This window comes from Cupriavidus necator A5-1 (genome assembly GCF_000744095.1).
In the GTDB taxonomy this organism is placed as follows: Bacteria; Pseudomonadota; Gammaproteobacteria; order Burkholderiales; family Burkholderiaceae; genus Cupriavidus; species Cupriavidus necator_A.
In genome coordinates this window covers 3,899,022-3,911,666 of the sequence record NZ_JQLI01000001.1, presented here as the reverse complement: position 1 = coordinate 3,911,666, position 12,645 = coordinate 3,899,022, and the positions used below count along the sequence as shown (strand labels likewise).

The 12,645-nt window shown below is 67.4% G+C and carries 15 protein-coding genes and 1 pseudogene; 9 read left to right on the top strand and 7 right to left on the bottom strand.

Annotated elements, in window-relative coordinates:
• Positions 1-106: 106 nt before the first annotated feature.
• Together K307_RS17375 and K307_RS17370 are read left to right on the top strand one after the other, a co-directional pair.
• Positions 107-1,333 carry an NnrS family protein gene (locus K307_RS17375; RefSeq protein WP_042879947.1) on the top strand — a complete coding sequence of 409 codons (1,227 nt, stop codon included), beginning with the start codon at positions 107-109 and terminating at the stop codon, positions 1,331-1,333.
• Positions 1,334-1,394: 61 nt separating this feature from the next.
• Positions 1,395-1,637, top strand: a pseudogene (locus K307_RS17370) (LysR substrate-binding domain-containing protein); the annotation flags it as partial.
• 22 nt (positions 1,638-1,659) lie between these two features.
• Here the strand turns inward: K307_RS17370 and K307_RS17365 are convergent.
• Positions 1,660-2,664 carry an AraC family transcriptional regulator gene (locus K307_RS17365; RefSeq protein WP_230625735.1) on the bottom strand — a complete coding sequence of 335 codons (1,005 nt, stop codon included), beginning with the start codon at positions 2,662-2,664 and terminating at the stop codon, positions 1,660-1,662.
• A 562-nt stretch (positions 2,665-3,226) separates the two neighbouring features.
• On the opposite strand from K307_RS17365, the gene K307_RS17360 reads away from it, so the two are divergent.
• Positions 3,227-3,727 carry a hypothetical protein gene (locus K307_RS17360; protein ID WP_230625733.1) on the top strand — a complete coding sequence of 167 codons (501 nt, stop codon included), beginning with the start codon at positions 3,227-3,229 and terminating at the stop codon, positions 3,725-3,727.
• Positions 3,728-3,803: 76 nt separating this feature from the next.
• On the opposite strand, the gene K307_RS17355 is transcribed toward K307_RS17360, so the two are convergent.
• The gene (locus K307_RS17355; RefSeq protein ID WP_042879940.1) at positions 3,804-4,112 is read right to left on the bottom strand and encodes an H-NS histone family protein; all 309 of its coding nucleotides are present in this window, start codon (positions 4,110-4,112) and stop codon (positions 3,804-3,806) included.
• 279 nt (positions 4,113-4,391) lie between these two features.
• Between K307_RS17355 and K307_RS17350 the strand changes: the two genes are divergently transcribed.
• Positions 4,392-4,814, top strand: a complete 423-nt coding sequence (locus K307_RS17350; protein ID WP_042879939.1) for a VOC family protein — start codon at positions 4,392-4,394, stop codon at positions 4,812-4,814.
• 183 nt (positions 4,815-4,997) lie between these two features.
• Here the strand turns inward: K307_RS17350 and K307_RS17345 are convergent, their stop codons facing one another.
• Positions 4,998-6,401 (bottom strand): NCS2 family permease, encoded by a 1,404-nt coding sequence (locus K307_RS17345; protein ID WP_042879937.1) that lies wholly within the window; start codon positions 6,399-6,401, stop codon positions 4,998-5,000.
• A 477-nt stretch (positions 6,402-6,878) separates the two neighbouring features.
• Between K307_RS17345 and K307_RS17340 the strand changes: the two genes are divergently transcribed.
• The gene (locus K307_RS17340; protein WP_042879935.1) at positions 6,879-7,082 is read left to right on the top strand and encodes a hypothetical protein; all 204 of its coding nucleotides are present in this window, start codon (positions 6,879-6,881) and stop codon (positions 7,080-7,082) included.
• 17 nt (positions 7,083-7,099) lie between these two features.
• Here the strand turns inward: K307_RS17340 and K307_RS17335 are convergent, their stop codons facing one another.
• On the bottom strand, positions 7,100-7,570 hold the full coding sequence (locus K307_RS17335; protein ID WP_419187126.1) for an N-acetyltransferase: 471 nt from the start codon (positions 7,568-7,570) through the stop codon (positions 7,100-7,102).
• 3 nt (positions 7,571-7,573) lie between these two features.
• Between K307_RS17335 and K307_RS48570 the strand changes: the two genes are divergently transcribed.
• A complete protein-coding gene (locus K307_RS48570; protein ID WP_196251602.1) occupies positions 7,574-7,762 on the top strand; it encodes a hypothetical protein in 189 nt (62 codons plus the stop codon).
• 137 nt (positions 7,763-7,899) lie between these two features.
• Here K307_RS48570 and K307_RS17330 read toward each other — a convergent pair whose 3' ends face one another.
• Positions 7,900-8,079 (bottom strand): hypothetical protein, encoded by a 180-nt coding sequence (locus tag K307_RS17330; protein WP_042879933.1) that lies wholly within the window; start codon positions 8,077-8,079, stop codon positions 7,900-7,902.
• A 223-nt stretch (positions 8,080-8,302) separates the two neighbouring features.
• On the opposite strand from K307_RS17330, the gene K307_RS17325 reads away from it, so the two are divergent.
• The 3 genes from K307_RS17325 (at position 8,303) to K307_RS17315 (ending at position 10,942) form a co-directional block, all read left to right on the top strand.
• The gene (locus tag K307_RS17325; RefSeq protein ID WP_042879931.1) at positions 8,303-9,454 is read left to right on the top strand and encodes a sialidase family protein; all 1,152 of its coding nucleotides are present in this window, start codon (positions 8,303-8,305) and stop codon (positions 9,452-9,454) included.
• Between the two features lie 29 nt (positions 9,455-9,483).
• Positions 9,484-9,744: a MoaD/ThiS family protein gene (locus K307_RS17320; protein WP_042879929.1), complete on the top strand. Its 261-nt coding sequence runs from the start codon at positions 9,484-9,486 to the stop codon at positions 9,742-9,744.
• 241 nt (positions 9,745-9,985) lie between these two features.
• Positions 9,986-10,942, top strand: a complete 957-nt coding sequence (locus K307_RS17315) for a chemotaxis protein (protein ID WP_042879927.1) — start codon at positions 9,986-9,988, stop codon at positions 10,940-10,942.
• Positions 10,943-11,346: 404 nt separating this feature from the next.
• Here the strand turns inward: K307_RS17315 and K307_RS17310 are convergent, their stop codons facing one another.
• Both K307_RS17310 and K307_RS17305 read right to left on the bottom strand, forming a co-directional pair.
• On the bottom strand, positions 11,347-12,003 hold the full coding sequence (locus K307_RS17310; protein WP_042879926.1) for a peroxiredoxin: 657 nt from the start codon (positions 12,001-12,003) through the stop codon (positions 11,347-11,349).
• Between the two features lie 77 nt (positions 12,004-12,080).
• Positions 12,081-12,518 carry a universal stress protein gene (locus K307_RS17305; protein WP_042879925.1) on the bottom strand — a complete coding sequence of 146 codons (438 nt, stop codon included), beginning with the start codon at positions 12,516-12,518 and terminating at the stop codon, positions 12,081-12,083.
• Positions 12,519-12,645 lie beyond the last annotated feature (127 nt).

Here is a 12,645-nt window from a genome sequence, read left to right as displayed (position 1 = left end):
AGCACCGACGCATCCGTTCGCGTGCATGCGGCAATCCTGCGCTGGATCAAGAATCCGGCGCATACCGCACCGGCGCTGCCGGTCTACCTGACTTCTTTACTCCGCCATGGAAACCATCCCGATCCTTCCCGCCCGGCGCCCGTCGCCATCCGGCAAGACGCCCGCCGGGCCGCCGCCGCGCGGCTTTGCCCTGTTTGCGCTGGGGTTCCGGCCGTTCTACCTGGGCGGGGCGGTGTTCGCCGCGCTGGCGATCGGGGCGTGGTCGGCGATGCTGGCGGGTGTGACTGCGGTCGGTCCGGCAGCCGCGATCCCGGCGATGTTCTGGCATGCGCACGAGATGGTGTTTGGATTTGCCGCTGCCATCGTGGTCGGCTTCCTGTTCACCGCGGGGCGCGCATGGACGGGGCAGCCCACACCGACTGGCGCCGCCCTGGCGGTGCTGTTCCTGCTGTGGCTGGCGGGGCGCGTGGGCATGTGGGTGGCGCCGGGCACCGCGGCCTTCGTGATCGAGGGCGCGTTCCTGCCGCTGGCGGCGCTGGCCTTCACGCGCACGCTGGCAAAGGCCGGCAACCGCCGCAACTATCCGCTCGCGCTGGCGCTGTGGCTGCTTGCCGTGGCCGACATCGCCAGCCTGTGGCTGCAGGCGCGCGGCCAGGATGGTGCCGCGATGCAGGCGTGTCGCGCCGGCGTGGCGCTGGTGACGCTGTTCGTGGTGGTGATCGGCGGTCGCGTCATCCCGATGTTCACGACCAATGCGATCCCGGGATTCCGCCTGCGGCAATTCCGGCAGGTGGATCGCATGGTGGTGCCTGCGGCGGTGCTGGGGCTGGCGTCAGGGCTGCTGCCGTTGCCGGGCTGGCTGGCGGCGGCGCTGTCGTTGCTGGCCGCCGCGGTGCTTGCCGTGCGCGTAGCCGGATGGCGCGGCTACGCGGTGGGCAACCGGCCGCTGCTGTGGGTGCTGCACCTGGCCTATGCGTGGCTGCCGGTGGCGCTGGCATTGCAGGCGCTGGGCGCGCTCGGGCTGGTGATGGCCGGGCTGGCGACGCATGCCTTCACCGTCGGCGTGCTCGGCGTGGCGATCATCGCCATGATCACGCGCACGGCGTTGGGCCACACCGGACGCATGCTGGCGGCGGGCCGCGCGGAAACCGTGGCCTACTGGCTGGTGGCTGCCGCCGCGGTGCTGCGGGTGTTCGGGCCGATGCTGTGGCCGGCCGGGTATTTGCATTGGATCTGGGGTGCGGGCGCGTGCTGGGTGGCGGGGTTCGCTCTCTACGCGCTGACCTATGCGCCGCGGCTTGCGCGCCCGCGGGTGGACGGCAAGCCGGGCTGAAGTGCGGGATCATGGGCAGGCTTGCGCCACGGGCACGGTGGCGCGGCTGCCGTTTTCCAACCTCACGCCCGATGCGGCGCTGGCCGGCTTCGGCATCGCGCTGCATTCCACCTGGCATGTCTGCGCCGACCTGCGCGCCGGCCGGCTGGTACAGGTGCTGGAGGACTACCCGGTGGCAGACACCGGCATCCACGCGGTGATGCCGCAGCGCCGGCTGGTGCCGCCGCGGGTGCGCGCCTTTGTCGATTTCCTGGCCGAGCGCTTCGGCGACAACCCGCCGTGGGGGCAGGCGGCCGGCGCGTAAGGCGCCGGCCCCGCTCCCTGCGCTAGGCGGGCGGGTGCGCTGCTGCGCGCCGGTAGTCGCCCGGCGTCATGCCGGTCCAGCGGCGGAAGGCGCGGAAGAAAGAGTTGGCATCGTCAAAGCCGAGCCGGAACGCGATCTCTCCCAGCGACATCGCGCCCTCCGTCAGGTAGCGGCCGGCCAGGTCGCGGCGCGCCTCCTCGCACAGCGCCCGGAAGCCCGTGCCCGCGGCCATCAGCCGGCGCTGCAGCGTGCGCTCGCTGACGTCGAGGTGGCGCGCCACCGCGGCCAGGCTCAGCGCGCGTTCGCCCGCGAGCTGTTGCAGGGCGGCGCGGACGTCGTCCAGCGACGCCGCCGACGGCCGCGGCTCGTGCGTGGCCGACGGTGTCGACGGGCCCGAGCGGGCGCGCGCCATCAGCCGCAGCGCCAAGTCGCGGCGGCCGAACACGATCGCGTCTTCCGGCTCGCCGAAGCGCACCGGGCAATCGAACGCCTCGGTATAACGCCGGTGCCAGTCCGGCTGGCCGATGCGCAGCGACACGCGCAGCGGATGCAGCGGCTTGCTCGTGAACTGGCGTCCGAAGGCCAGCAGCGAACACAGTTCCATGTCGATGCGCGGGCGGGCGTCGGGCGCTTCGGGCTCGCTCGGGCAGATGCAGACCCAGGCCTCGTCGCCCTGGCGGCGCAGCTCGATGCGGTCGCCCGACATCAGTCGCTGGTAGCGCGCGATGCGCCGCAACGCGGTGCCCAGCGATGGGCCGGCCATGGCGGGCAAGCCGGCCAGGCCGAGCAGGTCGGGCTGCATCCGGCTGCCCAGCCACAGGCCGATGGCCGGGTCGCCGGTGGCCTGGTAGACGGCGCACAGCAGATGGCTGGCCTGCTGCGGCCCGGCCACCGGCGCGGCGGACGGGAGGTCGGTATCGGATTCCGGGGCGGGCGCGAGTGCCGATACGTCGTAACCGCCTTCACGCAGCGCGTGCAGCAGGTCACGAGGCAACGGCCCGGCTTGGTAGGGCTCTTGTATTGTCATTGTCATTGTCTGGCTGGTCGGCGCAAGCGCCAGTGCAGCCCCCGGTAACAAAAAGATTACGCGGTGCCAGGCGCGCCTTCAAGGGCACAGGACGTGCCGGAGTGTGGCCTAGCCGGCTAAGCAAAGGCGTGAATAAGTGCGAGGCCGCGCAGAACCGGGCCGGGAAGGGGGATGCAACTCGTTGCCTAAAATTTGGGCGGTCCGGTGCGGTGGCGCACAGACTGGGCTTTCCGGGGAGGCATGGGGGAGGATATCCACAGATTCTGTGGATATCACGTCGGGGTTTTCAACATGGGTTTGTGCGGCTGCCGCGACGCGGCGTAAACCGTTAAGCTTGGCGGGCTCTGGTGCATGCCGGCGTCGCCCGTACCTGCGATGGGCCGACGCCGTGCCGCCATCGTGCGTCATCCGGGCGGCTTCTGCCGCCATACTGCGGCCAACCTGGTTGGCCTAACCGCGACTCCACCTGCCTGCCGCCATGCGCCATGACCGGTCGTCCGCAGTCCCGCCCCGCCTTGTCCTGTTGCCGCTGCTCGCCGCCGCCGTGGCACTGCCCGGCTGCGTGGCTCAGTACCGCGTGCCGTCCGGCGCCCCCACCGCGAGCGTGCGTCTGCTGACCAGCACCGACGACAACACCTCGTTCACCGTGGTCGATCCGGCCAAATGCCCGGTGCCGGCCCGGCCGCTGGTGCTGGCGGGGATGGGCAAGCAGTTGTCGGCGATGGGACGGGACCGTGGCCTGGACATGCCAGGGCGCCCGCCTGAGCCGCCCGCGCGCACGCGTGAGCGGCTGGTCGAGGCCGGGCGGCGCATCTACCTGGCGGTGACGTCGGCCGCGGCGCTCCCGTTGCCGGAGATGCGCTGTGCCGCGGGCGTGTCGTTCGTGCCGCAGGCCGGTGCCCAGTATGAGATCCGCTATCGGCGGGACGAGACGGCGAGCCAGTGCTCGGCGCAGGTATTGCGCATGCAGCCGCTCGCGGAGGGGGGCGCGCGCCTCACCACCGAGCCGACCCAGCAGGGCTTCAGGGCGCTGCGCAAGGAGTATGTCTGCCAGGCGCTGTGACAGCGCGCTGGCGATCGGGGCACGGCGATTAATACGGGCGTTTCAGCGCACGTCCGCTTAATCGCCAGCGCCTGGCTTATTGCTCGATCAGGAAGCGTTCCGGGCGCTTGCCCAGCCAGGCCGGGGCACGGCCGCGCCCAGACCAGGTCTTGCCGGTCTTGGGATCCATGTACTTGGGAGGCAGGCCCGAGGCCGCCTTCTTGCTGGCCGTGCCGGCCGGGCGGCCACGCTTGCGCCGGGGCAGGATGTCTTCGGCGGTCAGGCCATATTCGGTCATCAGCTCGCGGATTTTGTCGATCACGCCAGCCACTTCCGATGCGCGCACTTCATTCAGCTTGGCTTCCAGCGCTTCCTTCTCAGCCAGGAGTTGCTTGTATGTCGCCATTTATATCCCCTTTCTGCAAATAGGCCGGTGCATGGTACTAGAAATTGCGTTGGCGGTTGACATAAAAAATTTTACAAAAAATAACGGAGAATGCACGGACAGATTGATTGCCGGCCGAATCGACCGTTTCACACCACACAATGCGGTCCGAATTGCGTAGTTCAATGCCCGGGTTTCCCCTCGCTTTAAGGGCAATCATAATCGCGCAACCGGGGGTTTAGCGCCTAGACTGTTTGTCTGCGCCCCGCGCAGCGCCCGACACGACTACCGGAGCCCCCGATGAGCCAGCAGATCTTTGTCAATTTGCCCGTCCGCGACCTGCAAAAGTCGATCGCCTTCTTTACCCGGCTCGGCTTTTCGTTCAATCCGCAATTCACCGATGAGACCGCCACCTGCATGATCGTGGGCGAGAACATTTTCGTCATGCTGCTGACCGAAGCGAAGTTCCGCAGCTTCTCGCCCAACGACATCTGCGATGCGCGCAAATTCACCGAGGTGCTGGTTTGCCTGTCGATGGAAACCCGTGCGCGCGTCGACCAAATGGTGAGCGATGCGGTCGCGGCGGGCGGCAATACTTACAAGCCGCCGATGGATTTGGGATTCATGTACGGCCACGGCTTCCAGGACCTGGATGGGCACGTCTGGGAACTGGTGTACATGGATATGGCCGCGATGCAGAGCGCGAGCGCGGACGCGCAGTGAGCCCGGCGCAGTGAGGCGGGATTTGGCGAAACGTTATTTCGGCAGTGGCTGAATAAACCGACAGGCCAAAAAAAAGCCCGGGAAAGCAGGAAGCCCGGGCTTGAAATCCACCTGGATCACGGTGGAGGAGACAACTCGTTGTCAGCGTCCCGGGCACGGCGCCCGGGACGCGGCAGGCATCGGTCAGATGGCCCAGCCACTGGCATAGAACGCGGCCAGCACGACGGCGATGGCAACCGTGCCCAGATTGAGCTTGCGCCATTCGCCGGCGACCACGCGGCCCACCACCAGGGTGCAGAAGCCCAGCATGATGCCGGTGACAATATTGCAGGTGAGCACGATAAAGACGGCGCAAACCAGGCCCGCGAGCGCATCGACCAGGTCGTCCATATGCAGGCGGCTGACGCTGGACAGCATCAGCAGGCCCACGTACATCAGCGCCGGCGCGGTAGCGTACGACGGCACCAGCGCGGCCAGCGGCGAGCAGAACATCACCGTCACGAACAGCAGGCCCACCACCACCGCGGTCAGGCCGGTCTTGGCACCGGCGGCCACGCCCACGGTCGATTCGATATAGGCCGCGGCCGGGGCGCCGCCGAACATCGCCGAGAAGATCGAGCTGACCGAGTCCGCGGTCAGTGCGCGCCCGCCGTTGTGGATATGGCCGGCGGCGTTGAGCTGCCCGGCTTGTCCGGCGACGGCACGGATGGTGCCGGTAGCGTCAAACACCGCGGTCATCACCAGCGCCAGCACGCTCGGCAGCACCGCCGCCGACAGCGCGCCGCGCACGTCCATGGCGCCGATCAGCGACTGATGGCCCGGCGCGCTCAACGACGGCAGCGCGAACACGCCGGCGAACTTCACCGCCGGATCGAAGGCCAGGCCCAGCGCCGAGATCGCGATGATCACCAGCAGGATGCCGCCCGGCACCTTGCGGCGCTCCAGGCCAAAGATTGCGGCCAGGCCCAGCACCGACATCACCACCGGGAACGAGGTGATCTTGCCCAGTGACACCGGCAGGCCGGCGTGGGCGTTCTTGACCACCAGGCCGACCTCGTTCGAGGCGATCAGCAGCAGGAACAGGCCGATGCCGATGCCGGTGCCGTGCGCTACGCCGGCCGGCAGGTTGCGCAGGATCCAGGAGCGCACGCCGGTGACCGAGATCGCGGTGAAGATCACGCCCATCAGGAATACCGCACCCAGCGCGACGGCCGGCGACAGGCCCTGCCCCAGCACCAGCCCGAAGGCCATGAACGCGGTCAGCGAAATCGCGCAGCCGATCGCAATCGGCAACTTGGCCCACAGGCCCATCAGCAGCGAACCGAACGCGGTGGTCAGGCACACGGCGACGAACACCGCGCTGGTGTCAAAGCCCGCCTTGCCCAGCATGCCGGGTACGACGAACACCGCGTAGACCATCGCCATGAAGGTGGTGACGCCGGCCACCACTTCGCGCCGCTGGGTGCTGCCGCGCGCGGTGATCTGGAAATAGGCATCGAGCCGGTTCCTGACTTCTGGGACTTGGGGGACTTGGGGGCGTGCGGCATCGGCTTCCGTCACCGACGACGGATAGGGCTGTTCGATCATGATGATCTGTCTCCTTGCGGGCGCTGCAACGTCCGTCGTACGGACCGTCGTCAGGCTTTGTCTCACTTGGTTCTGGGTATCGGGCCGGAACCTGGCCGACCCTCTTTTATCGGTGTGCCGGCTTGTCGGTGCCTTCTGTGCGGGCGTGATCTGGGCAAGGCTGAAGGCTAGGTGACCGCGTGGATTCCGTCATAACGGCCGGAAAATGCGCGGCATGTGCAGGGGGAAATATCGAATGTGAGCAATCAGCCTCTTAGGACGGGAGATCGCTCCCAAGTGCGCTTGGGATGGCCTGGCGTTATCACGCGACTGATATAGGGCCTATAGGGACAGACCCGGATGATTCGGGCGTAACTTCTCTATACTAGGGATAACCCTGAATCGCCTCATTTGGCCGACCACACGATGGTTTTATGTGCAGCATGAGGCGTCTGCCTATCTCGCCTATCTCCCTCCCATCCGGAAAGGAAAACCGCCATGCAAGTACTCGCCGACACGCGCTATCGCCAGCCCACCCAGTCCAAGTCCCGGCAGGCGGTCGAGCCGTCCCGCGACGTCGCTTGCTACGCCCGCATGGGTTCCGGCCGCTCGCTCTCGGCGCGCGTGCGCGACTGGTTCGCCCGCGGCTGGACGCTGTACCTGGGCAATGCCCGCGACGCCGCGCCCATCACGCATCTCTGAACGCTGTCCTGTCACCGTCAGTACATGCCGGTGCGGTCCATGAACGCCTGCAGCGTCCAGCCCTGCCCGAGCAGCAGCATCCGCGTGTGCAGCCCATCCCGGACCCCGGCGCTGACTGTCTCGCCAAGCCACGTCAGCGTCTTGTGGCGCAAGTCCACATAGCCGGCGGCATAGTCGCTGCCCAGCGCCTGCCATAGCGCATTGGCGCCGGCGGACTGCCGCGCGCCGCTCAGCAGGGACAGCCCGCCATCCAGCGCCCAGCGGTACAGCGCCGTGGCCAGGCCGCGGCGCTGGTAAGCGGGTGCAAACTTCGTATGCGGCGCGCGCACCCAGGGATCGGCCCGGCGGCCGACCTCGATCAGCCGGTTGAAGACGGTATATCCCGCCAGCCGGCGCTGCATCACGTCTTCCACATACACGTAATACTCGCCGTCCGCCTCGCGGTAGAGCAGGCGCAGGCCTGGCGCGCCCGCCGGCAAGGACGGCATCGCGTGAAGCCGGTCGCCGGGCCGGCCGATGCGGTCGTGCAGGGCGCCGAGCTCGCGCTCGATGTCAGCTGGCGCGAGGTCTACGTCGATGCGCAGTTCGAGCGCGCGAGCGGCATGAGCGGCATGTGCGGCATGAGGGCCTGCGCCGGCAGGCGCAGGGCATGGCGGCACTCCACCCGGCTCAGGGATTGAGGATCAGGTAGAGGGCGGCAAGCGCCACCATGGCGCAAACGGTATGGCGGTAGAGGGGTGGCATGACTGGCTTTCTCCTGGCTGCATGTTCGGGCGGATACCGGATGGCATCCGCGACATGGGCCGTGCGGGAAAGCTCAGGGTTGGAGGGTGGTGCCCCGAGCTGCCCGCACGGCCAGGAAAAGCACGGCGCGGCGGACCTGGCCGATACCGGCCTGGTCAATGGCAACGCCCGGACGCTGTGCGGCGCCCGCGCGCACGCCTGCCGCCGGCAGGGCCGGGCGGTGCAGTGCGGCGAAGCGAACGGGGCGGAGCATGGGCGTCGGGGCGGCGATGTCGGAGGAACATTGCTTATGCCATACATACGCGGCAATGTCTAGCCAACCTGCGGATATCCTCTTTTAACTCCGTGCTATTTCGCGGCCGATTCGCCGGAGCTTGCGGCCGTTCGCGCAGATTGGCTCAAGCGTCAATTGTGAACACTGTCTACATGTACTAGACTCGGAAGCATCATTCGACGGCCTTCTTGCAGGAGCCAAGATGACGACTTCCACTGCCCCCGACACCGGCCCCGTGATGTTGCTGGTCGCCACGACCAAGGGCGCCTGGTTCCTGACCAGCGACGCCGCGCGGCGCAACTGGCAGATCCAGGGCCCGACGTTCCTCGGCCACACCATCCACCACATCGTGCAGGACCCGCGCGAACCGTCGCGCATGCTGATGGCCGCGCGCACCGGCCACCTTGGCCCGACCGTGTTCCGCTCCACCGACGGCGGCCGCAACTGGACCGAAGCCACGCGCCCTCCCGCCTTCGACAAAGTGCCGGAAGGCGAAACCGGCCGCGTCGTCGACCACGTGTTCTGGCTTACGCCCGGCCACGCCAGCGAGCCCGGCACCTGGTACGCCGGCACCTCGCCGCAAGGCCTGTTCCGCAGCACCGACCACGGCGCGACCTGGGAACCGGTGTCCGGCTTCAACGACCACCCGAAACGGCGCGAATGGACCGGCGGCGAGCAGGACGGCACGCCCGACGGCCCCAAGATGCATTCCGTGCTGGTCGATCCGCGCGATGCGCGGCATCTCTATATCGGCATGTCCAGCGGTGGCGTGTTCGAGAGCACCGACGGCGGCGCCGACTGGCAGCCGCTGAACCGCGGCAGCCTCGCCACCTTCCTGCCCGATCCCAACCCGGAGTACGGCCAGGATCCGCACTGCGTGCTGCAACACCCCGCCGCGCCCGACATCCTGTACCAGCAGAACCACTGCGGCATCTACCGCATGAACCGCAGCGAAGGCGTATGGAAACGCATCGGCGAAGCCATGCCGGCCGAGGTCGGCGACATCGGCTTCCCCATCGTCGCCCACCCGCGCGATGCCCGCACCGTCTGGGTCTTCCCGATGGACGGCAGCGAGGTCTGGCCCCGCGTCAGCCCCGGCGGCCGCCCGGCGGCCTACGTCACGCGCGACGGCGGCGAAAGCTGGCAGCGCCAGGACCGCGGCCTGCCGCCGGAGCAGGGCTGGTTTACCGTCAAGCGGCAGGCCCTGGCCGCCGACGGCCACGCGCCGGTAGGCGTGTACTTCGGTACCACGGGCGGCGAGATCTGGGCCAGCGGCGACGAGGGCGATTCATGGCAATGCCTCGCCAGCCATCTGCCGCAGGTTTACGCCGTCACCGTGGCGCGGCCCGCGTAACGACGCAACAGTCGATCCGGAGAACATCCATGCAGGTCCGCATCGCGACGCCGCTCTTCTCCTACACCGGGCAGCGGGAGTACGTCGAAGCCCATGGTGCCTGCATCGGCGAACTGCTCGAAGACCTTGACCGGCAGTTTCCGGGCATGCGCTTTCGCATCGTCGACGAGCAGGGCAAGCTGCGGCCGTATATCCGCGTGTTCGTGAACCGTACGCAGCTGATGCGGCTGGATGCGGCGCTGAAGGAGACGGACGAGGTGCATATATTGCAGGCATTGGCCGGCGGATAAGCACGCCCCGCATCGCGTCTCACTGCTGTTTCAACCACAACGCCACGCTGCGCACCAGCGTGGCGTTGTTTGTTGTTGCTTGCGCAGATAAAGCCGCCACGTCCCGGGTCTCGCGCTAAATCCACCAGCTCCCCAGGCCGATATCCAGTCATGACCCCTGCCGCCCGCCATCCGCCGCGGCCGCAGGCACAGGACAACGACGGCGGCAAACACCATCCAAACGCAGGCACGGGAGCGACGCATGAGCAGTTCCATGAGGGACATCGACGAACGGACTAACCTCACCAACAACAACCAGTTCGAGCTGCTGCTGTTCCGGCTCGGCGACGCGGAGCACACCGGGCAGTCGGAGCTGTTCGGCATCAACGTGTTCAAGGTGCGCGAGATCCTGGTGATGCCGCCGGTGACGACGGTGGTCGGTGCCGATCCGTCGATCCTTGGCATGTCCGATATCCGCGGCCAGGTGATCCCGGTGATCGACCTGCCCAGGCTGGTGGGCTGCAAGCCGCGCAGCGGGCTGGGCATCCTGCTGGTGACGGAGTACGCGCGCTCGACGCAGGGCTTTGCGGTGGAGGCGGTCGAGGAAATCGTGCGGCTGGAATGGAACCAGGTGCATTCGGCCGAGGCGAGCGTGCGCACCGGCCATGTGACCAGCATCGCCAAGCTGGATGCGGGCACGGACAACGCGCGGCTGGTGCAGGTGCTGGACGTGGAGCAGATCCTGCGCGACGTGCTGCCGGCGCGCCAGCCGGACGTCGACCCGGGCGCGCTCGGGCCGCAGCTGAACCTGCGCCCCGGGGCCAGGGTGATTGCCGCCGACGATTCGGCGCTGGCGCGCGGGCTGATCGAGCAGGGGCTGAAGGCGCTGGGCGCGCCGGTGGTGATGACCAAGTCCGGCAAGGAGGCCTGGGACCTGCTCGACAAGATTGCCGCCGAGGCCGCCAGCCATGGCAAGTCGGTGCACGACGAGGTGGCGCTGGTGCTGACTGACCTGGAAATGCCGGAGATGGACGGCTTTACGCTGACGCGCAAGATCAAGGCGGACAGCCGGCTGAAGCAGTTGCCGGTGGTGATTCACTCGTCACTATCGGGCGAGGCCAGCGAGGAGCAGGTGCGCAAAGTGGGGGCGGACGCCTATGTGGCGAAGTTCGTTGCCAAGGAACTGGCCGATACCATCCGCGATGTGCTGACGCGTTGAGTACTTGGTGACGGTTTCCCGAGGGCCATTGCGGCCCTGTCTTGGAATCGTCACAAAATCATCGAACGGCGGCCATCGTGCCGCCATTTTTATTGCTGCCTTTGCTGCCGAGACGGCAGGCAGCAACAGGCACAAAATCCAGACGGCCGCAAGCATTCCCGTACGTATACGGGCTGCCTATAAAACGGGCACTCCAGTGCGTTCCAGCGCCGGCGCGCCCTTTGCGGTTGTCAAGAGGGGGGATATCCACCGAACCTGTGGATAGTTCCTGTGGACAAGTCAGGGGGTCCCGGCCGGTACTGCGCCGGGACCCCCTGCCTGCGGCTTGCGTGACCTGCACGCTCTTGCTGCGCTCCCTGTCGCTCGCCTCCTCTCCCTGTCCTGGCTCCCCGCTTGCTCCCCCGCTACTTGGGCTGTTCCACCGTGCGCAGGTAGGGCTTCAGGGTCTTGAAGCCTTGCGGGTATTTCTTCTTCGCATCTTCGTCCGAAACCGATGTCGGAATGATGACGTCCTCGCCCGGTTTCCAGTTCACCGGCGTGGCCACGGTGTGCTTGGCGTTGACCTGCAGCGAATCCAGCAGCCGCAGCACTTCATCGAAATTGCGCCCGGCGCTCATCGGGTACACCAGCATGGCCTTGACCTTCTTGTCCGGACCGATGATGAACACCGAGCGGATGGTCGCGTTGTCGACCGCCGTGCGCGGGCCGCTGCCGCTGGCCTCGGGGTGGATCATGTCGTAGAGCTTGGCCACGGTCAGGTCGGCGTCGCCGATCATCGGGTAGTTGACGGCATGGCCCTGCGTTTCCTCGATGTCCTTGGCCCAGCGCTGGTGGTCGCTGACCGGGTCGACGCTCAGGCCGATGATCTTGGTATTGCGCTTGTCGAACTCGGGCTTGAGCCCGGCCATATAGCCCAGTTCGGTGGTGCATACCGGCGTGAAGTCCTTGGGATGCGAGAACAGGATGGCCCAGCTGTCGCCGATCCACTCATGGAACTTGATCTTTCCCTCGGTGGTGTCGGCGGTGAAGTCGGGGGCTTGTTCGCCCAGTCGAATCGCCATGGTTGCGCTCCTTGCAAGTTGGCATTGGGGTGGAAAAGCGCGTCGCCGACCGGCGACGCTCGCTGTTGCCTTGGCGCCTAGCGGAATACCAGCACCGGTATTGCGCTGTGTGTCAGAACCTTTTGCGTCTCGCTGCCGATCAGCAGCGCCTGCAGCCCGCGCCGGCCGTGCGAGGACATCACGATCAGGTCGCAGCCGCGCTGCTCCGCGCACTGGATGATGGCCTGCCAGGGATGGTCGTCGGTGGCGGTGACGGTTTCACAGGGCACGCCGGCCTGTCCCGCGGCGCGGCTGAGCGCGGCGAGAAAGGTGTCCGCGTGGCGCGCGGCTTCGGCGGCGAAGGTGTCCTTGGTGTCCTGCAGGCTGGTCAGCCGGTAGGTCAGGATGTGGTACTCGGGAATCACATGCAGGCCGGTCACGCGGGCCCCGATGCGGCTGGCGAACGTCATGGCGCGGGCCGCCATGGCTTCGGCGCGCGGCGAACCGTCGGTCGGGACAAGGAGGTGCTTGAACATGGTGGGCCTCCGATTGCGAAAAAATTTACCGCCTCCGCCTGGCCCGTCCCCCGGACTGCCGGGCGAGCCCATCCAGTATAGGAATTGGGCGGTGATAACGACAGGGTGACGCGGGCGTGCCGGCGCG